This window comes from Pedobacter sp. Bi126 (assembly GCF_918698245.1).
In the GTDB taxonomy this organism is placed as follows: domain Bacteria; phylum Bacteroidota; class Bacteroidia; order Sphingobacteriales; family Sphingobacteriaceae; genus Pedobacter.
The window spans coordinates 105207-128522 of sequence record NZ_CAKKMS010000008.1; the positions used below are offsets into that span (position 1 = coordinate 105207).

17 protein-coding genes are annotated in these 23316 nt (G+C 37.0%); 4 read left to right on the top strand and 13 right to left on the bottom strand.

Annotated features, from left to right (window positions below; translation table 11 throughout):
• Positions 1–26 precede the first annotated feature (26 nt).
• From LQ201_RS23255 to LQ201_RS23265, 3 genes are all read right to left on the bottom strand, one after another.
• Positions 27–239 carry a hypothetical protein gene (locus LQ201_RS23255; RefSeq protein WP_230146064.1) on the bottom strand — a complete coding sequence of 71 codons (213 nt, stop codon included), beginning with the start codon at positions 237–239 and terminating at the stop codon, positions 27–29.
• A gap of 57 nt (positions 240–296) precedes the next feature.
• Complete coding sequence (locus tag LQ201_RS23260) at positions 297–437, bottom strand: twin-arginine translocase TatA/TatE family subunit (RefSeq protein ID WP_083505447.1); 141 nt, start codon at positions 435–437, stop codon at positions 297–299.
• 168 nt (positions 438–605) lie between these two features.
• Positions 606–1460, bottom strand: coding sequence for an HD domain-containing protein (locus LQ201_RS23265; RefSeq protein ID WP_230146065.1), 855 nt, complete (start codon positions 1458–1460; stop codon positions 606–608).
• A 225-nt stretch (positions 1461–1685) separates the two neighbouring features.
• Here LQ201_RS23265 and LQ201_RS23270 point away from each other — a divergent pair, with 225 nt between their 5' ends.
• Positions 1686–2339, top strand: a complete 654-nt coding sequence (locus LQ201_RS23270) for a TetR family transcriptional regulator C-terminal domain-containing protein (protein ID WP_230146066.1) — start codon at positions 1686–1688, stop codon at positions 2337–2339.
• A 7-nt stretch (positions 2340–2346) separates the two neighbouring features.
• The gene (locus tag LQ201_RS23275; protein WP_230146067.1) at positions 2347–3651 is read left to right on the top strand and encodes an AarF/ABC1/UbiB kinase family protein; all 1305 of its coding nucleotides are present in this window, start codon (positions 2347–2349) and stop codon (positions 3649–3651) included.
• 263 nt (positions 3652–3914) lie between these two features.
• On the opposite strand, the gene LQ201_RS23280 is transcribed toward LQ201_RS23275, so the two are convergent.
• Positions 3915–4271, bottom strand: coding sequence for a two-component system response regulator (locus LQ201_RS23280; protein ID WP_230146068.1), 357 nt, complete (start codon positions 4269–4271; stop codon positions 3915–3917).
• Positions 4272–4542: 271 nt separating this feature from the next.
• Here LQ201_RS23280 and LQ201_RS23285 point away from each other — a divergent pair, with 271 nt between their 5' ends.
• A complete protein-coding gene (locus tag LQ201_RS23285) occupies positions 4543–5145 on the top strand; it encodes a GIN domain-containing protein (protein ID WP_230146069.1) in 603 nt (200 codons plus the stop codon).
• A gap of 256 nt (positions 5146–5401) precedes the next feature.
• Here LQ201_RS23285 and LQ201_RS23290 read toward each other — a convergent pair whose 3' ends face one another.
• The 5 genes from LQ201_RS23290 to LQ201_RS23310 all read right to left on the bottom strand — a co-directional run bounded on the left by LQ201_RS23290 (position 5402) and on the right by LQ201_RS23310 (position 16092).
• A complete protein-coding gene (locus LQ201_RS23290; protein WP_215128405.1) occupies positions 5402–7828 on the bottom strand; it encodes a GAF domain-containing protein in 2427 nt (808 codons plus the stop codon).
• 141 nt (positions 7829–7969) lie between these two features.
• Entirely contained in the window at positions 7970–11572 is a 3603-nt protein-coding gene (locus LQ201_RS23295; RefSeq protein WP_230146070.1) for a BamA/TamA family outer membrane protein, read from the bottom strand.
• A gap of 158 nt (positions 11573–11730) precedes the next feature.
• Positions 11731–12636, bottom strand: a complete 906-nt coding sequence (locus LQ201_RS23300) for an SdiA-regulated domain-containing protein (protein ID WP_230146071.1) — start codon at positions 12634–12636, stop codon at positions 11731–11733.
• A gap of 190 nt (positions 12637–12826) precedes the next feature.
• The gene (gene ppk1 / locus LQ201_RS23305; RefSeq protein ID WP_230146072.1) at positions 12827–14866 is read right to left on the bottom strand and encodes a polyphosphate kinase 1; all 2040 of its coding nucleotides are present in this window, start codon (positions 14864–14866) and stop codon (positions 12827–12829) included.
• Positions 14866–16092: a Pycsar system effector family protein gene (locus LQ201_RS23310; protein ID WP_230146073.1), complete on the bottom strand. Its 1227-nt coding sequence runs from the start codon at positions 16090–16092 to the stop codon at positions 14866–14868. The genes ppk1 and LQ201_RS23310 overlap by 1 nt, the downstream gene beginning before the upstream one ends.
• A 496-nt stretch (positions 16093–16588) precedes the next feature.
• Between LQ201_RS23310 and LQ201_RS23315 the strand changes: the two genes are divergently transcribed.
• Entirely contained in the window at positions 16589–18772 is a 2184-nt protein-coding gene (locus tag LQ201_RS23315; protein WP_230146074.1) for an alpha-galactosidase, read from the top strand.
• A 192-nt stretch (positions 18773–18964) separates the two neighbouring features.
• Here the strand turns inward: LQ201_RS23315 and LQ201_RS23320 are convergent, their stop codons facing one another.
• The 4 genes from LQ201_RS23320 to LQ201_RS23335 form a co-directional block, all read right to left on the bottom strand.
• Positions 18965–19906: an ROK family protein gene (locus LQ201_RS23320; protein ID WP_230146075.1), complete on the bottom strand. Its 942-nt coding sequence runs from the start codon at positions 19904–19906 to the stop codon at positions 18965–18967.
• Positions 19907–20304: 398 nt separating this feature from the next.
• Positions 20305–21231 (bottom strand): sugar phosphate isomerase/epimerase, encoded by a 927-nt coding sequence (locus LQ201_RS23325; protein ID WP_230146076.1) that lies wholly within the window; start codon positions 21229–21231, stop codon positions 20305–20307.
• A 222-nt stretch (positions 21232–21453) separates the two neighbouring features.
• Positions 21454–22575, bottom strand: a complete 1122-nt coding sequence (locus LQ201_RS23330) for an AAA family ATPase (protein ID WP_230146077.1) — start codon at positions 22573–22575, stop codon at positions 21454–21456.
• Entirely contained in the window at positions 22544–23254 is a 711-nt protein-coding gene (locus LQ201_RS23335) for an RNA ligase family protein (RefSeq protein ID WP_230146078.1), read from the bottom strand. Before LQ201_RS23335 ends, LQ201_RS23330 begins: the two co-directional genes overlap by 32 nt.
• Positions 23255–23316 lie beyond the last annotated feature (62 nt).

A 23316-nucleotide genomic window follows, 5' to 3' on the forward strand; every position in this document is an offset into this window, starting at 1 on the left:
ATTAAAAGTGGCTAAATGATAAAAATTCAGTTACTACCCTGATCTGACTGATCACCGCTACCGTATTTTGCGGAGAAATCTTTGGCTTTTTCGTCTGCAGCATTATCGTTATGCTCTTCAGGCTCCAGGTTTTCATCTAATCGGTCATTCCAATCATTTATTCCTTTAACCGGATGTTTTGCATTTTTTGCTGTAAAATCGGATTTTGATTTAGCCAGATCTTGTTTTTGATTTTCCATGTTGGCGTTTATTTTAGTTAAAACAGCGCCACTAACAGAAAGTTTTGTTTGTTGCAATTATTTAACCGGAGGTTCGTCTTTGGCATCTTTAAATTCTTTCACACTTCTCCCTATTCCCCTCATCAATTCAGGTAATTTTTTGCCACCAAAAATAAGCAGAATAACCACTCCTATTAAAATAATTTCTATTGCAGACATATCTTTATATTTTTCACAATATACGAATAGTTTTATCGGTTAATTTGTTCATTGTTCATTAGTTCTTTATGTGCGCAAGAAGATTCTGACCCCAAATATTCGGGACAGGAAGACGGAACTAAAGATACTAATGCTTGCCGCCATCCCCTTAACATCAACTGCCTACTGTTACACCAACAAAGCATTCAAAGTTCTTGTTTTTATCTTTGGCACCGCTCCATGACGCATAAATTCGGCGAAACCTTTTAACTGTTTGATTGATTTAATGGCTTCATATCCTTCATAAGAAGTTCTGATTTTGTTTAGCAACATGGTATCTGTTTTAAACATATCACTTTCAACCAACACCCCTTTATTCAGAAATTTCTTAATTAATTCGGCCATTTTGCCGTTGGCGTAAAGGTGAAGCGGTAGTTTAAACACGTCATTATTCAGTTTTTCAAAAGCTTCATTAATCCAAGCCACCTCAGTTTCTGCATTCACCGCTATTTTCCCATCCTTCAACACAATGGAAGTCAAAAACTCGCGGGCACGCTGACGGGAAATTACCCCACCATGAATACCGTCACGCAAAGTGTAGTCCAAACGATCGGCACAGAGCCCTGGCAGTGGCTGTTCTAAAATATCAAACGTACCATACAGAATCTGGTTAACATTGTATCCATAATTCAACAGCACATCAGGCACTTCCGATCTGCATAAAACTTCAGCGAAAACCTTTTCATGATAGTCTTCATCTGTATTGTCGAAAACATAATCGCCCACATGAGAAAAAGCGGTATGCGAAATATCGTGTAGCAACCCCGCAATTTGTTCCAGTTCCGAACCACCAAGCATCCTGATCAACATGGTAACTCCTATGGCATGCTCCAACCGCGAATGGCAGATATCTGGATTGACCAAAAATATAGCACCGCTTTGATGAATTCCGCCTAACCTTTTTAAAGCATCGGTATTTAACAGATCAGAAAATACCATTGGCAGTTCCATTTTGCCATATAAAAAATCGTTTACCTGGATCATCTTGCTTTATTTAGTTATAAGGAATAATTAAAAACAAAAATACTAATTATTTTAGTTTTTTAATAAAAAAATATCAACAATATAATTTGGAAAAAACTAAAATAATTAGTCAAAAACCAACTTTCAAATATTTTGAAAGCTATTATTACAATTTCATGATCAACAAAAAACCAACTATAAAAACAAGCCAATAAATTAAACGTTATACTTGTAAAAAACAGGTATATGGCAACTGCTCAGCAAATTAGAAAAGCATATTTAGATTATGTTTTAACAAACAATGAAAAACCAAAATCGGTTTATGTTTTTGTGAAAAAGCTTAAAATTGCGGAAGCCGATTTTTATCAGTTTTTCTCTTCTTTTGAAAGCATTGAAAAAACAATCTGGTTCGAACTTACTTTCGAAACCATTAACAAAATTAAAGAGCAGGAAGTTTGGCCCCAGTACACAGCTAGGGAAAAAATGCTTTCTTTCTTTTACAGTTACCTCGAAAACCTGAAGAACGAACGCAGTTTTGTAATTTACAGCTTAAAGAATCACCGTGGTAAATTTTCCACTCCTGATGTACTTGCTGGCGTAAAACCTATTTTCGAAAACTTTGCACAAGAAATTATTGAAGAAGGTTTAGATAGCGGGGAGCTTGCCGAGCGCCGCTTTCTAAGTAAAAGATACAAAGATGCCTTATGGATCCAGTTTGCATTTATTGTTAATTTTTGGATCAACGATGATAGTGAAGGTTTCGAAAAAAGCGATGAGGCCATCGAAAAAGGCATTAATGTAACTTTCGATCTTTTTCAGCATTCGCCAATTGATAATTTATTGGAATACGGGAAGTTTTTAACCAGGAATGGGAAGTTTGCAGAAAAGATGAGGTTTTAAATACCAGATGAAGACACAAAAAAGTATTCCAACAACAAAGGTAGAACGTTCGGCAAAATTTGTTAAAACAGGTATTCAGATCGGGGGCAATTACATTAAACATTATTCGAAAAAACTGTTTAACCCTGAAATGGACCGAGAACAGCTTAACGAGGACAATGCAACCGACATCTATAAATCGCTGAGCGAATTAAAGGGCAGTGCCTTAAAAATCGCACAGATGTTAAGTATGGATAAGAATATCCTGCCTAAATCTTACGTTGATAAATTTACCCAATCTCAATACAATGCTCCACCCCTTTCAGGTCCGTTAATTGTTAGAACTTTCACCAAAAATTTCGGTAAAACACCTGAAAATATTTTCGATAGTTTTAACTTAAGCTCCAGCAATGCAGCTTCTATTGGACAGGTGCATCAAGCGATGCTTAATGGTAAAAAACTCGCCATTAAAATTCAATACCCTGGTGTTGGAGACAGTATTTCTTCTGATCTGAAACTGGTAAAACCTTTCGCTTTCCGTTTATTGGGCATGTCGGAAAGAGAATTGAATATCTATATTAAAGAAGTTGAAGAACGTTTGCTCGAAGAAACAGATTACGAACTGGAAGTTAAACGTTCTATCGAATTTTCAGAAGCCTGTAAAAACCTCGATCATGTTGTATTTCCAAAGTACTATCCAGAATTATCAGGAAAGCGGATCATTACCATGGACTGGATTGATGGTTTGCATTTAAAAGAATTTTTACAAACGAATCCTTCTCAGGAATTACGTAATAAAATCGGACAGGCGCTGTGGGATTTCTATAATTTCCAACAGCATGAGCTAAGGGCTGTGCATGCAGATCCACATCCTGGAAATTTTATGATTACGCCTGATGAAAACCTTGGCGTAATAGATTTTGGCTGTATTAAAGAAATGCCTGATGATTTCTATTACCCGTTTTTCGCCTTAATTTCTACTGATGTAATTAATGATAAAAATAAAACGATAGATGCATTTAGAAAACTGGATATGATCCATGCCGACGATTCTCCTGAGCAGATTGAGTTTTACCATAAATCGTATAGGGAGATGATCAGTCTGTTTGCCAAACCCTATACCAGTAAATTTTTCGATTTTAGTAAACCTGATTTTTTTGAGCAACTGTATGTCTATGGCGAAAAAATTTCTAAAATGCCAGAATTTAAACAGGCCCGCGGCGTAAAACATTTTATTTATGTTAACCGGACTAATTTTGGGCTGTATACGATATTACATGAATTAAAAGCAACGGTTAAAACAGATACATTTAAGCCTAATATCAATGTGTAAACACATCATTTCTACAGCGCAGAGGAATAATCTATAAGTTATTTGAATATTGGTTCCTCATTGCGTGATCAATACTGACCATTAAGAAATTAAGAACATTAAGATTTTATCTATGATGCTGTAGAGGAAGTGATCCCTCAAGAAAAATCCGTCATTTCGAGCGTAGCCGAGAAATCTGATAGTTGTTATAAAATAATTTTAATGATTTCTCCATTCCGTTGCACTCCAGTCGAAATGACGACTGTTCGATTGTATAAGAAAATCTAGCTGTTTTTCTTCACTACTTCAACCATATGATCGAGATCAAACGGTTTTTCGATATAGTCATCGGCTTTGCATTCTTCTGCCTGCTGAGGTAAATTATTTGATGTAGAAGTTAACACAGCCGATACATCTTCTGTTTCAGGGTCAGATTTAAGTTCTTTAATCACCTGTGATCCTCTCTTTTTTCCCTTAATGTGATCATCTACAATCACTACATCAGGTTCAATTTCATCTATTTTATCTATAGGCTCGGTTGTCAATGATGCCGTAACATCAAATCCCTCCTCTTCCAATACATGGTCCATTATATCAAGGATATCTTTATTATCCTGAACAAGCACAACCTTTTTCTTCATAAATAAACAGACTAAAATTCTCATTAAATATAAAGAAAAAGACTAGATCAATAAAAGATCTTAAAATATTTTACAAATGCTTGGTAAAAGTTTCAAGTTTTCGTCTTGAATTAATGCCTGTTCGTCGAGTATTAACTATCGATTGTATAAAAACGCAACATTGCCTGCAACGTTTTTCATTTCACTGCGTCTTATCATCAAAACTATAACAAAAAAGACTTAAACATTTAAATAACAATTAATTAACATTTAATTATTAAATAAAAATATTATGAAAACCTCAATCAAAACCCTAATCGCCACTTCATTAACCGCAATCGTTCTATCATCAGCTCTGTTTACTACAAGCGTTTCTGCAACAGAAAAAGAGCCGGATGCAATTTTAAAAATATCAGCTTTTAAAAGAATTTCTGTAAAAGGAAATGTAGAAGTAACCATTATCCAGCGGAGTAACCCAGGCATTTCTTATACTGATGATAATACAGGAACAGCAAAAGTGATGCAGGATGGTGATAATTTAAAAATCACTTCAACCAGTACTGAAAAAGCAAAACTAACTGTTTATGTAAACGATTTTTACAGAATAGAAGCATCAGAAAATGCAATTGTTAAAACTGAAGGAAAACTAAAAACTAAATATCTTCAGATCTTTTTAAAAGGAAATGCACATGCCGAAATCAATACCAGCTCAGAGGGTTTGTACACTGTAATTGCCGATAATGCAGATTTAAAATTAAGTGGTTCAACTGATCAACATACTTTGGTTATGGGTAAATCACAAAAATTAACCATCGATAGATTTGCTGCTTTAAAAACGAACGTCAGCTCTGTAGAAACTTTTGCAATTGAAAAAGAAATTGCTGCAATCAAATAATATAAAACACACAAATGAAATAAGGCTTTCTGATCTGATCAGAAAGCCTTTTGTTATTAAACATAATATAGTACAAACTTCTAAGGAGGCTTTATCATAAATATAGGTTGCCATCCTGTCCAAAGGACTCCTACGGAGAACCTGTCGAAGGACCTGTTTAAATGCTCCGCAAGGCGTTTCGAAAGCTCAACGTGACAAGTTCGAATGGAATCAATATGATACTGCCTTTAACTTGTAGCGTCGCTGACCTGTAGTTTTAGTGCTGTAACACTTTCGCAATTTCCTTCTCGATGGATTTGATCTCTTTAGGTTTAAGTTTTTTAGCAGCATCTGTTTTACCTGCTACTTTACTTTCCAGATATTTTACGCCTACCCTTAAAGCTTTTAACCCAGAAACACCTTGAAGTTCATCTAGTTCAAGCTGCTCTAAATCGTCGTTTAAATAGCCTTGAACCTGCATATATTTAATGTACTCCATATATTCTTTGGCTTCTTCAGGATTGAAATAAACCATTGCGATTTTATGGGGCTGTGTTAAACGTTCGGTTGTACCTTTAACCAATACTTTATCGATACGTTTTTTAACTACTTCGTAACGGATGTTGTAAGCACCTTCTACATCAAAACGGCGTTCATCGTTCCTAAAGCTAATATCAATTGCATTAGAGTGGATAAAGATCAGCTGTGTGGTTTCTAATGCACGGGGCATTTCACCAATTAATCCTTTCGATAAACGCGCGATATCGACCATTGAAGTTAACTGCCATAAACGAATATTTTTGAGATACAACAAATCAAATGGGCGATCTGGTGCAATTTCCTGTCCGATGTAAATATCGTACTCCACGCCATCAGTCCTGAATTTGGCAAAATAACAAGGGTACGAAGCCTGTAAATTAGCCTGCGATTTCTCCAGGTACTGACTCACTTCGGTATTGATCAGCTGCATCGAAATTTCCAACTGCCTGCGATTTGCAAATGCAGCACCGGTTTCCGGAACAATAACTTCGAAATAACGATCTACAAACTCAGCTGTTATCGGGTAGTTTCCTTTTATAATTGATAAGAAAGGGTAAACTTCGATTTCTAAAAACTCGTTCAGTTTATTTTCTTCGTTTGATGAAGCAAAATCGCCGATGCGTTTAATCCAATCTTTACAATTGAACAATAGTTTATCGGTAAGTTCTAGAGAAACATGCTTGCGGATAGCCTTTAAAGTATCAATTAAACTGTTTAACTGTACTTCCATATCATCTTTTAAAGCTTTATTCCGCTCTATGGTAGAATTACGGATATCAATCGCGCCAAACAGCGGATACATATGTTTAAAGGTGATCGTTTCGATTTCCTTTAATTTATGGTAACTGTTATTCTGCTGAAGAAAATGCCAAACAGCTTCGTTAAACTTCCATTGTACCGATGGTTGCAAGGCGGTAAACTTATCCATCAACACTTCGTCCATTTTAGCATCAAATTCTTCGATACTGTATTGGAAAAGCTGACCGATTAAAGGCATCGCCGGACGTAACCTCGATAAAAGTTTATCATCAACCAATACTTCCTCGCTAGAATAAACTTCTAAAACACCAGCCAACTGCGTATTGTAGTAAACAGGCAGTACGGAGTAAGAACAAACACCGGCAGCTTTTAAAACCCTCAAAAAAGGATCTTTATCGATCTGATCGTCGTTAATTGAGCTTACAAAAATGGCCCTTGGGTTTTCTTTATACTTATCAACCAACGAATAGAAAACTTCTTCTTCCAGATTGGATGATTTTGCCGAATTAATCAGCATACTTTGTGAAAACTCCTGGTTATCGAAAACCAACTTATTGTTAACGGTTAAAAAAGGCATTAAACCAAATTCGAGTTTTCCGTTTCCACTAAGGGTTTTTAAGGCATGGATTACATGTGTATAGGCTTCGGTTTGATAATTGTGATTAACAAGCGCATCGCGGATACCATCTATAGCATGTTGCAAGGTCACATCTGTTATTGAGATGATGCTGAATCCTTCAAAGTGAAAATCTTGTAAAGGCAGGTGCTTTACCAGGTATTCCAGTTCGGTTTCGTCTTGAAAATGCTTGCCCAGTTCTTCAAAATTAAGTTCAGGTAAATCGCCCTTATGCATAATATCTACAAACTTCGTATCGGTTTGGATATTGTAGTATTGTGTCAGTTTTGTTTCCTGATTAATATGAGCATAAATGATCTCATTTTTCAGCACTGAAGTAAAGTTATAAAAACGGCCTAAAATAACATTGTAGATAAACTTTAGTTGTTTTTTCTCAATAGGCTCGTTGTCTTTCGTTACCTTATTTTTAGGATCATGATCCTTAAAAAATTTATAGAATGCATTGGTGCTAAAGAAAATCTGATCTGGAATTGGCGTACTTAAAGCCCAAAACAAATCATCTTCATTATCCATTAAAGGGGTTAGGATTGTAAAAATTAATTCTAAGGTATCTTTATATTGGGATAAATCTTCTGCACTGATGTTGCCAAGCAGCACATCGTCTTTTTCAATTTTTTGAAGTAAAAACCTGTAAAATTCAGATTTTACCGATTTTTCTGTTTTCAATCTGCCTTTTAAATATTCCACAAGTGGGCGGAAAGACAGAGATGATTCTACCTGGCAATGTATACATTCGTTTTTATGTAGTTGTATTACATTGGTATTCATTGTATAAGTTTTGCTATAGTGTAAATTTTATAGTTATCTATTTAATTATTAATTCATTGCAAAGATACATACTCGTTAAAGCAATGTTCGTCTGCTGAACGTAATACTTGGATATTACATCTATTAATATGTTACACAAATTTAGTACCTAAAATTAAGCGATACGTATGGATACCAGCCATCAGACGAGTGTCCCATCACAAAACGCACAACTGTAAGTGATGCCGGAGCGAAGTAAACGCCCCCTCCTACACCGTGGTGCCATAATGTAGAAGTTTCGTCACGTTTCCAAACCCGCCCTACATCATAAAAACCAAGCAGGCCAACTTGTCCGGGTAAAACATAACTAACCAGGTCGCCAAGTTTGGCCCTAAGCTCCAAGTTGTTATAAAAAGTATGTTCGCCGGCAAACCTAAACTGGCGGTAACCTAAGAGATTACCTTGCCCGCCCAGATATAAAGCCTGATAAAAAGCTGGTTTACCAATGGTTACCCCTCCGCCAAAACGATCTGCCAGAATGAAGTTTTTCCTGCCATCAAGGTTTTTGTACAAGGCTATACTGGCCGTAAACTGTCCGTAAGAATTTGAATATCTGTTAACGCCTTTATAACCCAAAATTTTAAAATCAACATAACTGCCCAAGGTTGGTAACAAATCATTATCGCGGGTATTGTTGGTGAAATTTACAAATGCACCTGCAAACATCTTTTCGTTTCGTACCGTTATTGAATCAGATGAATGTAAGCGTGATGGATTTTCGATAAAACGGCCATCGTTATCTTCCTGATTATATTTATAATATTGATATGACGGGCCAACGCTAAAGGTAGATTTCGGGCGGCGCCACCTGATTGAAGCATCAACCTGATAAAGGTTGAAACGTGCGCGGTAGTACCTAATGTTGTCTCCATCATTGAAAGGTGTTTCGTTGCCCAAGCCAAAGAAATTTTGTGTGTTATTTGGTGCAAAAGCATCGGCTTTTAAAACAAAATCGCCCTTACCTAAAGCTTTTAGCCATTCGCCTTTATAGTTAAACCTAAAAGCTTTTGTAGAGAATGAATGTAAAAAAGAAATAGTCTGCGAATTGCCATAAGGCTGTTTTCTGAAACCAGGATTAGTTTGTTTGTAGATCAAACCCAATAAAAGGCCATCATCTTGATTGTAACCTGCATTTAACAACCACGAACTCCGGCGGTACATATCTTTTGGTATGTAACTGAAGTTCGAGGTATCATTAGAAATAATTTTCCTTATTTTATTGGCATCCTCTCCATTGTAAGTTGCTTTATCGGTTCTACCGTATAACTTTACAGATCCGTTGCTGTTTGCAAAATTGTAAACTTTAGCGCCCTTGCCCCCGATAATCCGCAATTTAATATTTGAATTTTTATTGTTTAGAATCAAGCTGTCATTACCATTGTGCATGTACACCCTGATTTCTTTGGTTACTTTGGGATCGAATTTCCGATCGAAGAGTTCATCTTTGATATTACCTTCTTTAGAAATTTTATTGATTTTAACGCGTAACCCATCGTTTTCAGCATCGGTAATCTGAATCAGTTCATTTTTATTGCTTACTTCGATATCTACAATGCGGTTAAAGAAATGATAATATTGGTTCATTAACTTTGGCAAAGTGGCTATCCGGTTACGCATCTGTGCTAAAAAGGCATCGTGATGTAATGAATAACTTGGTTCAGGGAGTTTTTTTAGTGCTTTTTCGAAAACGGCATCGTTATAGTTTGCGCAGAAATCTTTCACAATTTTATCAAACTCTTCTTCATCAATATTAGCGGTCCAGCGGCTGCTGATTTCTCTTCCTTCCCATAAAAACCAATTGATATTTTTTATACCACGTTCATAACCCTGCATCATGGGTAATAATGACGAAGATTGTGTGTATCGCTGTAAAAGGCCGTCAGATCTGAAAAATACCTGATCGCGATCTCTTGGTACCGGCGAATAAAGCGAACCATCTTTAGTTTTGGTTTCTTTCCAGCGCCATTGGTCTTCATGTCTGTCCCAATCGCCCAATAACACATCAAACGCCCTGGCTTTTACCCAGGCAGGCCCGTCTAATCTATTGTCGTTATCTTCGGTTAGTTTTTTATCCATTTTCGGAGAACTGTCTGATTCTCCTGTGGGTTCTCTTTCTTCGAACAAACACAAAGTATTGGCAAATGCAGATTCAAACTCTCCAAGATTATCATCAGGAGAAACCCAGCCAATAATCGGGTTGCTATGCGCAATACCGCCAGCCTTAGCAAGTTCGGGAACTACCAGTGCCGAAAAGGGATGCTGCGCCGACATGTTATCCTTTATAACATCTTTAGCAAAAGTTTCGCGCAGTGCGGCAGGCAAAAGTACTTCAGGGTATTTCTCCACACTACGCAATACATATTCTTTACCGTTTTTATCTTCTAATCGTAGAGAACGCGATTGATTGCCTCCACCGCGCTGAGTCGCTTTTAAACCACCCATCATTTGAGAAACCCGTAACACAGGAACCTTTGTTTTTGCAGCATATTCTTTACGGTAATTTTCGCCAAAAATAGTACGATGAAAACGCCCAACGCTATCATATTCGGGCTTAATACGTACAAAAATACTATCAGCGGTAATCGGTTTATCTCTATTCCTTATTATTTTAGGGATGGTTTCGAACTTTTTAATGTAACTGTAAACTCTTTTAACGCTCGTATCCGAATAAATGTAATATTCGTAGCGCATATCATTGTTTTTCAACTGATCGGCAACCACGTAGCCCTGCTGCATTTCGTGAAACAAAGAAGTTTTACCCTCTTTATTTGGCGACACCTTTGAACCCGAACCGCTTATAACCTGCAATTGTTTGCCTTTAATCAACTGTAAACCATGCTCATGCCCCGCTACATAGGTTACATTTGGATAATCGCCAAATACACCTGTTACTGATTTAATCATATCCTTATAAGCAGGGTGATTTAAATCTTCAGGACTTAATAAAGTGGAACGCAACATCGGGTAAATAGAGCCCAAAACAGGCAATGGGATATATAGATTTTTATCCAGCGAGGTGAGCGGAAAAATGTGGTTCCTCAAATTGAAATAACCGCCATGTGGGCCGTAACTCTGAAATGGATGATGTGAGGCTAAAAGAATAACCTTGTCTTTGTTCTCTTCGAGTAACTGTTCCATTTTCACTAAAACCTCATCTTTGGTACGGCATTCGCATTCGCCGTTAGGGTTTGATTTATTGTATGGAAAAACCCACCATTCACTATCGTAAGCAATGATGGTTAATTTATCGGTTAATTTAATGGCCACAGGATCAGGGCATCCGTTTTCTGGTATTAGCCTCAGTAATGGATCGTTCTGTGCTTTAAGGAAATCATCCTGCGCTTTGATTTTGGCTAAACCTTTGGGGCCAGATTTATCCCAATCGTGGTTGCCGGGAACAAAATAAACCGCAGCACCCATTTTACGCATAGGCTCGAATTGGGAACGGAGGATTTTCTTGGTTTCTTCCTCTTCAACGCTACCTGGCAGGCCCATCCCTGTTGGATAAATATTATCACCCAAATATACAACGGTTGTTTTTTTGGGAAGTATTTGTTTGGCAGCATTTTTTAAATCCTGCATCTGCGCAGGGTTCATTTCGCCAGCATCGCCAAAAAGAATTACACGATATTTCACATCATCCTGCGCAAGGGCAATGAAGTTGATTAAAAATAAGATGGTAAAAAGGGTAAATCTTTTAATCATAGACTCAGCGTTTGTATAAAGATAGGTATTTTAAAATTTATTTTATTTCTTGAGGATTTTTCCCATTGCACCGTCATGCTGAATTTATTTCAGCATCTATATAGCAGGAAAGATCCTGAAACAAGTTCAGGATGACGGTCGCCAAATGAAAACAGGATTTACTTTTTCAATTTAAACATTAAAATGTTTCCTGCCGATAATGTACCACCTTCGTTAGAGATGTAAAGGTTCTGATCGCGATCAAATGCAATACCTTCTGGTTGATTAAAAAAATCTCCTTTTAGCGGATATGTTGCTTTAATTTTAAAGTTTGCATCAGTAACAACCAATAGTTTATTCATTGATGAAAGCACATACCACTCGTTAGTTGATGGGTTTTTAGCCAAAGCAGAAGGACGGAACTTAATTTTGGCTTCGCCTGATAGGTCAGCTATTTCTTTATAAGACAAGGCAAAAGTTCCACTTTCGGTAAATTTACCATCAGCATATTTAAAGGCATAAATATCCGTCTGATCGCTTTTATTTTTCTTAATTTCTTTAGTTAATACATACACTAGGCCCGTTTTTTCGTCTGCGGCCAAGCCTTCATATTCGGCTTTGGGAACCAGGTCTTTGGTTTTAACCACATCTGCAACTTCAGGTTTATTGATCTCGCTAATGGGAAAGCTATGCAGTTCGCCATTACTTTTTAACACAATTACAGTGTTATTTAAGATAGCCAGATCTTCATAATCGCCTTTGCCACCAAATTTGGTAAATTTCGATTCTTTATCGGTTAAACCCAGATGAAACAAATCTCCATCTTCATCCTGAATTGCAAATACTTCTTTAGGATCACCATTATGAAATACAATTCCGGAAATTTCGAATAAATTTTGCGGCATGTTATATTTTACAGGATTGGCTAAATCGTAAGGAAGGTTTGATTTTTCTGCTCCACCATTGGAAACGGTTTCCGTAGAATCACCTTTTTTATCATCGCGATTACCATTTACGCACGAAATGCCCAAAAAGGCAACTGAAATTAGCAAGCTAGAGGCGAGGAAAGTTTTATTGTATTTCATAAGGGTAAAATTTAATGCTTGTTTATTTATTAATCGTTATCTCAACAGCATAGCCGTCATCTCGACCGTAGCGTTACAAAGGAACTCATTTGGAGGAGAGATCTATCAAAGATCATTTTCTATAGATTTCTCCATTCCGTTGCACTCCAGTCGAAATAACGATCGTACGGTGAGGACACAGACCACGGCACTATTTATTTTTTAATAATTGATAAATATCGTATTGAGACTCGACAAGAGCCCCACTACCTTTAACAGGAATATTGTTCATGTTTTCATCTATACAAACCGCCTGTACGTTATCTTGTTTTTGGATTTCGATAATATCTATCATTTCTTGCTTAATCTGCTCGTTATGAATCGGAAAGCAAACTTCAATTCTTCGATAGATATTACGGTTCATCCAATCGGCAGAGCCTAGGTATACATCGTTTTTGCCTAGATTATGAAAAATAAAAACACGTCCGTGCTCTAAATAACGATCTACAATACGGGTAACCTTAATATTTTCGCTCATTCCTGTTACGCCTGGAATTAAGCGACAAATACTCCGGACAATCAGTTCGATCTTTACCCCTGCCTGCGAAGCCTCGTAAAGTTTGTTGATCAATACTTTTTCTTCGAGATTATTCATTTTAATGGTAATACCCGATGGTTTGCCTTGTTTGGCATGTTCAATTTCGCGATCTATCAAGTCAAGAAAAACTTGCTGTAAATTAAACTGTGCTACCAATAAATGATTAAATTTAATCAGGTCCGCAGAAGTAGGTTTAACCCTTTTTGCCAGAAAGATAAAAAGCAGTTCTACCTCGCGCAGCATTTCTTTATTGGCCGTCATTAAAATATGATCGGTATAAAAAGCTGCTGTGCTTTCATTAAAGTTTCCGGTAGAAAACAAACCAGAATAACGCATGCGGTCACCTGTCTGGCGTTTTACCAAAGCTACTTTGGCATGAACTTTTAAAGCGGTTACACTGTAAATAATATCAACGCCAACCTCCTTCATTTTCTTGGCCCATTTGATGTTGTTGGCCTCATCAAAACGGGCTTTAAGCTCTACCAAAACAGTTACTTTTTTACCGTTTTTTGCAGCGCTGATTAAAGCGTTAACAATTTTCGAATCGCTGGCTACACGATAAAGCGTAACATAGATTTCCCGAACCTCAGCATCAATAGCCGCTTCGTTAAAAAAACGCAATACACTATCGTAACTCTGGTAAGGTGTATGCACTATAATATCGTTTTTATAAATGGCCTCGGTTAAAGATCCATCTATGAGGTCGGTATTGCAGATTTTTGGCCAGTTTTGGTTGGATAATTTTGGCGAATTAATTGGAAAACCCATAAAATCTTTCAGGTTATGGTATTGTCCGCCTTCCATCCTATTGGCTTTTTTTAAATTGAAAAGCTTTTTGAGCAATTCGAAAACGTTGGCCGGTATGCCTGGCTGGTGAAGAAAACGTGTAGCCAAGCCCGAATCGCGTTTGAGCAACTGCTTCTCCAATTGTTCGGATAAACTGCCCGAATATTCATCTTTCAAATCAATTTCGGCATCTCTGGTAATTTTGAAGCTATAACATCCTGTAACTTCAGCTTCCGGAAAAATACGGTCTAAATGAAAACGCACGATATCATCCAGAAAAACAATAAAGGTTTCATCACCTGATTCTACCTTATAAAAACGGGGTAACTGGTTGGAAGGAATATTTAAAATAACAACTTCAGCATCTTCTTTCTTTTTTAGCGTAATCAGAAAGTACAGTTCATTATTTGAGGGAAAGAAGTTGGTATCAGCATTAATGTAAACAGGCTGCAAAAAGGCCATTACCTGACTCAAAAAATATCGGGTTATATTTTTCTGAATTTCTGCAGGGAATGGTTGTCCATAAATTAAGTTTATCTTATTCTCTTTAAGCAAGGGAATAAGGTCTGATTTAAGTACCTTACCGTAACGCTGCTGCTGTTCTGAAATAAGCAAATTGGCCGTATTGAGCAAATTATCGTCAATCTGGATATCATTATCTTCCTTATTGCTCAATTTCTCTAAAGCGAGTAACACGGGCATTCTTACACGATAAAACTCATCAAGGTTGGAAGAGAATATCGACAAAAACTTAATGCGTTCTAAAAGTGGAACAGTACTTCGCTCGGCTTCCATTAAAATACGCTCGTTAAACTTTAACCAGCTTAAATCTCTATTAAAAAAAGAGGTTTCAACTATCTGTTCCATTAAAGTTTACCGTAAGCTGCGTAAGCAATTACAAATGCAAATACTGCTGCAATTAAACCAAACATGAAAATATTGTAAGCCAGGCGGATCAGTTTATACTTTCTGCCCAAAACTACACCTTGTGAGTATACATCGGTGATCAAGGTACCATATAAAAAGTCTTTATCGTTCATCACCTTAATCATACCATCGGTATAACTGGGTAGGCTCATTTTATAAAAGTTACCAAAAAACAATAAGTTTACCTTTTTATTATCCATATCTTCCTGAGTGAATTCTCCCTTAGGGATAGCCGGACGGGTTGATAAAATGGAAACCACCACACAGGTTAAACTCACTATTAACAAAATAAATGTGGGAATAATCAGGTTGCCATGGTCTTCCAATCGCCTTAACAATAAACTCACGATCAGGGAAAGCATGATCGAATTTACGGTGATCAGGATATGAGCCTTGTTATCGGCCATGTCACTCAGGCGTTGGTTATTGGCTGAGGTAATCCTAAACATCGTTTCGATCCCTTTATCCGGCCGATCGTCTTTATCCTTTTTCTTTTTATCTTTCTCTTTCTCTTTCTCGATGACAGGGGCAAAGTTTACGGGTTCTGCCAATTCGGTGCTAATTTCTTCCTGCGGTGTTAATTTACTTTTCAGTTTGTTGATATTCTTCTGTTTCTGATCGCTCAGCAACAGGTTGGCATAATCGGTATGGTAGTGATGCGATTCCATAAACTGGATATCTTTTTTACGCCAATCAAGCTTACTGATATCTTTTTTATAGATCAGTTCATTTTCCTTGTGCATCAATTTCCCCTTTGCGCGGAAATCGGGCAAACCTAAATGGAACAGATCTGCATCGCAAATGATTTTATCAATTTCATTTTTAGGGTTCTGAGGAATTTTAGTGGCCAATATTGCACTTTTAACATGGTCACGGATTTCTTGACTGACCTGATGTTTCGCTAAAAAATTATCAGCCAGTTCTGCTCCTTTTGCTTCGTGGTTTAGTGCATCTTCAAAATATCCCGTATCGTGAAAATAGGCCGCAACAGTTACAGAGAAAAAATCCTGTTCATTAAGCTGATAATGATTGGCAATTTGCTGTGCAGCATTTACCACTTCTTGTGTATGTTCCAGGTTATGATAAACCAAGCGTGGATCGTTATGGGTATGGAAGTAATCGCCAACGTGCTTTTCTACATCTTCCTGCAATTTTTTATAGTTCATGAGTGTATTCGGGGTTGCGGTAATTTATTATGACGATGGAAATGCATTTCTTGAAAATGTTTAAAGCTGAAAATTGTACTATTTTTTTTATGATTATAAAATTACGCTAATTTTTTAAAAACAACGCTGATCTCCCCTTAACAATAATAATGCCTTGTTTATTTTACAATTAGATTTAGAAATGATTAAATTTAGCACTATAATCTCCCGCGACCAGGTTATTTCTTGTTAAAAAAAGATTATAATCTGATATAAACAGCACATTTATTAACTCCGGAAAATTCTAATTTGCGCTTATTAGCTTGTAGTTGATAAGCAATAGTATTTTGAGTTGGCACTAATAGCCTGAATGATAGCAATTATGGTATTTATAATTGTTAATACATCTTAGCGCTTAAAAGTTGATTTGCTTATTCTAAAAACTAGCCTCGATTTTACAAAACCAAATATAAAAGATACAAACACCATATACTACTCAAAATTTCCTGAATAAATAATGAAAAGAAAAACTACTTTTTTTTTACTCTCAATGACAATCGGCTTAAACAGCTTAGCGCAAAAAACGATAGAAATTGCTACAAAAAACAATGTACTGATTTTAGAAACAGATCGTGATAACACTTTATTATCGACATACCTGGGCAAAAAATTAGATAATGCAAGCGAATACCCAAGTATACAAGCATTAGATAAATACAAACCCGGCTCTGATGACCTTTTAAATAAACGTGAAGCTTACATTGCTTCCGGCTCGCTTAATTTATTAGAACCGGCATTAACCGTAACCCATGCTGATGGAAACAAATCTACTGTATTAACATTTTCGGATGTAAAAACTGAACAGCTGGATCAGAACAGAAAATTAACCAGTATTATTCTTAAAGACTTAAAATACAACTTTCAGGTTACTTTAAAATACCTGGCCTATTTTAATGAAAATGTAATTGAGCAATGGGCCGAAATTGAACATAAAGAAAAAGGCACAATAGTATTAAACAAATATGCTTCGGCAAATCTTACCCTGAGTGGAAAAAAATTCTTCCTTAAAAACCAATATAGTGGTGCTACACGCGAAATGCGATCGGAAGAACAGCAATTGCTGCATGGCATAAAAACCATCGATTCTAAACTAGGAACCAGAACAAACCTGCTTCATTCTTCTTCGTTTATGGTTTCGATAGATCAGCCTGCAACTGAGGATACGGGCGAAGTAATTGCCGGATCGTTAGCATGGACAGGGAACTTTAAGTTAGATTTTGAAACTTTTGATGAGTATTACCTCAGGATAACGGCCGGGATTAATAATTTTTCTTCGAACTATACTTTAAAGGCTGGCGAAAACTTCATTACTCCCCGCTTTATTTATACCTATTCATCGGCAGGAAAAGGTTTAGCCAGCAGAAATTTACATGATTGGGCCAGAAACTATCAAATATTAGATGGAAAAGGCGAAAGATCTACCATCTTAAACAACTGGGAGACTACTTATTTCGATTTTAATGATGAAAAATTAAACGAATTAACAAAAGATACCAAAAAGCTAGGGGTTGATGTTTTTTTATTGGACGATGGTTGGTTCGGCAACAAATACCCACGTAACGGTTCTACTTCTGGCCTGGGAGATTGGCAGTATAACAAGCAAAAGCTAAAAAATGGAATCAGTTCATTAGGTAAAGAAGCCACAGCAAGCGGTGTAAAATTTGGTATCTGGATCGAGCCCGAAATGGTGAATCCTAAAAGTGAGTTATACGAAAACCATCCCGATTGGATTATCAGACAGCCTGAAAGAAAAGAATATTACATGCGCAACCAGTTGGTGTTGGATTTAACCAACCGCAAGGTTCAGGATTTTATTTACAAAACCGTTGACGATATTTTTAAGGAAGTGCCAGAAGTTGCTTTCATTAAATGGGATTGTAACTCCTTAATATACAACGCCAACTCTCCTACTTTAAAAAATCAGGATCATTTTTATCTTGAATATATCAGGGGATTAAATAGCGTATTGGAGCGGATTAGAAAAAAATACCCTAAAACACCAATGATGCTGTGTGCCGGAGGTGGTTCGAGAGTAGATTATGCTGCACTACAACATTTCACCGAATTTTGGCCTAGCGATAATACCAATCCCTACGACCGCATCTTTATTCAGTGGGAATATTCGTATTATTTCCCTTCTATTGCTGTAGATAACCACATTACCGACATGGGTAAACAGCCTATTAAATTTAAAACAGATGTGGCCATGATGGGAAAACTCGGTTATGATGTACGTGTAAATGAGCTCAGTAAAAATGATTTACTTTTTAGTCAGAATGCCGTTAAAACCTATAATAACTTTAAAGATATTATCTGGCATGGCCAGCAGTACCGTTTGCAGGATCCTTATGAAAATAAAATAGCTTCAATTGCCTACGTAAACGAAGCAAAAGACCAGGCTATCGTTTTTAATTATTATGTGGCCACCCTTTTCACCAATGGTGTAATATTACCGATTAAACTAAAAGGATTGGATCCCACCAAAAAGTATAAAATAGAAGAAATTAATCTGTACCCTGGTGCTAAATCGCCAATTGACAGCACTAAAGTTTACTCTGGCGACTTTTTAATGAAGGTAGGTTTTAATCCAGAAGCCAATGCTTACAGAACCAGCGTGGTTTTAAAGGTACAGGCGATATAAACTGTTTAAAAACATAAACTTATGGTATTAAGGGTAGCTTTTCGCCTTCTTTTTTTTATAGGCCCATAATACATTTTTAAGAAAAAAGAATATTCTATTTTTTAGAATATCCTTTTTTCTTAAATTCAATATTTTTAGTTTCCTACTGATCCGCTGAAAAGCATTCGAACTAGTGCTATTTTTTCTGAAAAATTATTCCGTTGCATAATCAAATGCCTTAAACTTTTGGAAAACATTTGCTGCACAGCCTAACAAACCAGCCTTGTTGCCCAGCTTGGCCGCAACTACCAATTCATTTCCAGGTGTAATAGGGACCGCTAATGTTTTTATTCTTCTTTCTATCTCCCGGACATAGAAGGCACCTGATTCGCTTATGCCGCCACCAATTACAATTTTTTGCGGACTAAACACATTTATAAAACTAATAATGCCCGTAGCCAGGTAATCGAAATGCGATTCCATAGCTTCAACGGCATATTCTTCTCTAGCTAGGTATTTTTCTACCATATATTTACCATCAATCTCTTCTGGTGAATTAGGGTTGATAGACTGATAATGGTTAAGCAGGGCAGATACCGACGCATAAGCTTCTAAACAACCGCGACCCCCGCAGGCACATGCAACCCCACGATGTTGTACAACAATATGCCCTAACTCTGTACCTCTATTTCTAAATCCTCCATAAAGCTTGTTATCAATCATCACGGCGCCTCCAACTCCCGTGCCAACGGTAAGAAAAACCACATCGCTACAATCTTTGGCCGCCCCGTAAGTCATCTCTCCTAACCCCATTAAATTGGCATCATTATCCATTACAATATTATAACGTGTTACTTCTTGCAGAATTTCGCCTAAAGCCAATTGCTTAAACCCGGGTAAATTGTCGGCACCGGCAATAATCTTGTTGTTATAAATAGTCCCCGGAAAACCTATACCTACCCCCAGAATAGGGTTTTTAAATTTTTTAGCACAGGTATTGATCGCTTCCACAATAACTGCAATAATTGCACCCTGAGTTTTTGCATTCTTTAGCGATACAATAATGGAATATAAAATTTTGCCTTTTTGGTTTACTACTCCACATTTGAGTGAAGATCCACCTACATCAATTCCGATAGCATACGATTGTTCCATGTTGAAATTATTTAAAATAATCATATATAGAACCTAGTTTAAATCTTTTTTGCATTTCTTTTTTGGACATGTTTTTTCAATATCATTTTATATTCGAATCTAATATAAGCTAAAAATAGAATCCGATAAGCCTTAGCCTGTTAGATTTCATCTCAAAACCTTTCAATATTGATTAAAAAGAGAAATATACACTTAACAGTAATCATTTTTAGGCAACACAGCCATAAACGTAATACTTTTAAGCGTGAGGAATGCAGCGAATAGCTAAACCCTTATTCAGTTTGGGGCACACGGCTACTAAATCTTCATCACTAAGCAGTTTTTTCCTACTATATTACATATTTCGCTTAAAAATAACCCACCGAGCTAGCTATAAGCAGTCTCCTTTTTTAGAAAAACTACAAATATCTTTTTCTCCAAACCTGCATCATAAATACATTTATTTCCCATTGATCGGCAACTGGGAGGTTGGTAAACGGAATGGTTGGCATATAACTGGGCGGGCCAAATTCGGTTAACATAGTGAGGATTTTACCTTGTTGTTTTTTAATGGCAACAACTTTGTCCCACCAGGCAAAATGTGCATCAACCGCTTGCCTCCATTCCAGCGCTCTCGGATCGCTTACCTGTGGTCCTTCTGCGTGGCCAACCCTGGAGTGAACATGATCGGTACGTGAAATGGCAAGTGCCACAGTTTCTGGTTGATCTTCGAGTAAACTTTCGCTCACATTGCACCAATGAGAAATATCGAGGGTTAACCTTAAATCAGGGTTTTTCTCTAAATATTGTAATGATGCCGGAGCTGAATAAAGCATACGCGACCGATGGGTTTCATGATAAATTGGAACTCCTGTTTCTTTGGCATACTGAACAGTAAAATCAATGAATTTTTTATTGTCCTGGTATTGAAAAAAATCCTTTCCGGAGTGAACATTTATATACAAAGGTTTTTGATACCGATGTTCAATAGCTTCTTTAAGTACTTTTTTAAAAGTTGCAAAGTGCGGCACCGGAAAGGCTTCATCTCCACGACAAAGGAAACCAACTTCTAATTGATATTTTTTTAACGCGCTAAATAACTCTTCTGCAATTTCTGGCGACCATAAGATTTCTATTCCATCATAGCCTGAATCTTTTGCCTTTTTGCAAAAATCAGTTACCGAGCCATTAAACCCCCAATAGGGCGCCATGATTTTTAGGGCGAAACCATTTGTCCATTTTTCAGATCCGGAAGAAGGTGTAGCATATGTTTCCATTGGTTTTAAAAATAAAGCTGATGTGAGTGCCATGCTACCACCAATAAAATCGCGCCGGTTATATTTCATTTGATATATGTTTTACGGATTCAAGTTACACATTTTTAGTTTTTAAAGAATTTAGTTCATATTAAAAGGTGATTTCATTTATAAATCAATGGAAATAACAATTCAAAATACTTTTAAAAGCACAAAAAAGCCCTTCAGAATACACTGAAGGGCTACCTTAATTGGATGTTTTTCCAATGATTTTTAGTTTAGCTCGATTAATTACGAATTTAAAAAACCTTGTTATCGAATCTGATAAACGACTTGATGTGCCTCCCACTGTGCAGGTACTTCAAGTTTGTTCGCCAATTTATTAAGTATGCCCGCAGGGACAATCGAAGTTCTATTTTTATTCTGAACGTGCAAATGTTGATAAGGCACTTCAATATAGACAATACTTACTTTTGCCTTATAAATACCAAACAGATCAATTAATTGCATGCGCATCTGGCTTGTTGTATTGGTAGCATTCCAAACAAACGATTGCTGTTTTCGCAGATAAACCCTGGCTTGCTCTTTTGCTTCTTGTATTACCCTCCCATTACCTGCTTTATCCGTTGGAGATATTCCCTTTTCCTTACGGATACCGTCTAAAGAGATTATCGGCCAATCTGCGTAATGTGTTTTAATATAGGTGTCTTTTCCGGCACCAGGCAAACCACTCATCATAATAACTTCCGTTACTGGCTCATCAAACGGGATGTAATCTAAATAAGCATCTTCATGTTGCATAAAATACATTTGCGCAGCATTTGATTTAAACCTATACGGATTTCCCCAGCATTCGTTTTCCTTGCAAAATTCTTCGAAGCAAGCTATACGATATAACATCTCTTCCTGATCATCACAGATACGGCCAAGCATATCTGCTTTTGCCAATAAACATAACCATTGCAAATTAACTTCCATGCTTGCCTTAACTAAAGCTTTCACAGGATCAGTTTTTTCGAATAACCAAATTGGCAAACCATGGTGCCTTACCAGCCCTACAATTTGTTCACGAATGGCAAAAGGCGTAGGTTCAACCTGATATAGTAATTGCCTTGCAAATTGAGCTCCTTTACGCGCATGTCCTTTTGAGGTAATGCTTCCGTCTGTTTCAAAAACAGTAGTGCTGTTTTTTTCAACATCGTGCAATAAAGCAGCTGCCCATAAAATTTCCTGATCCTGTTCAGATAAATCTTTAAAAGCAGGTTCATTTTGCAAAGCTGTTAATACCATTTGCGTATGTATGGCCACATTGCCTTCTGCATGATAGCGTGAATCTTGTTGAACATCTGCCATGCGTTTTATCCAGTCAAAGCGAATTTCAAGATCCGCCCATTGTTTATTTTCACTTAATGTCCACATGCTTACCTCCTTCATTTATCAGTGATGCGCGTTTCCAGCTTCTGGTCCAATGCTCATCAGTTTTAACATGCCCCTTGCGTACGTATTTGAACACATTTTGGGCAAAATCATCAACAGCGTACCCATCAGCATTCCTGCTAACGATTCCTTCCATAGTAGCCTGTGTTTTATTGTAAACATCATAGGTATCAAATTTACCTGGTGCCTTCACCAACTCGAGTATTTCTTTTTCGAACTGTTGTTGATTTTCTGGTTTTTGTTCTATTTTAATTACAGGAACAGTTGGCAGATCTAACATATTTGCATAAAACTGCGTTTCTTCCCAACTGAGCCAATGGTCGCATTCGCGGATACCGAATACATAAAAATGATGTTCCAGCTTACGGTATTCAATAGAATGGATGGCATATAAGTTTTCTACGAAGATTTCTAAGTCTCCCAAATCATGTTTCGCAAGTTGCCAAAAACGCCTAAGACTTTCGGTCCATGGTGATGTTGTTGGAGCCGCATGCGAGCGGGCAAACACGCCGTGTTTAGACAGGCAATTATTCTCGCCATCAAGTTTTTCGGTGTGTATAAGTGTAGGGATTTTTTGTAAATATCCCCAATAATCGTGCTGTATCCTGTCATCGCTGGTTGTTCCCGGCGAAAAAGGATAGTGATAAGTACGACCATATTTTTGTGAAATAGCCATATTGTAATAAGTAAAATAAAAAATAAATAGTAATTACTCCCTCCCCGGGTGGGAAAGGTCAT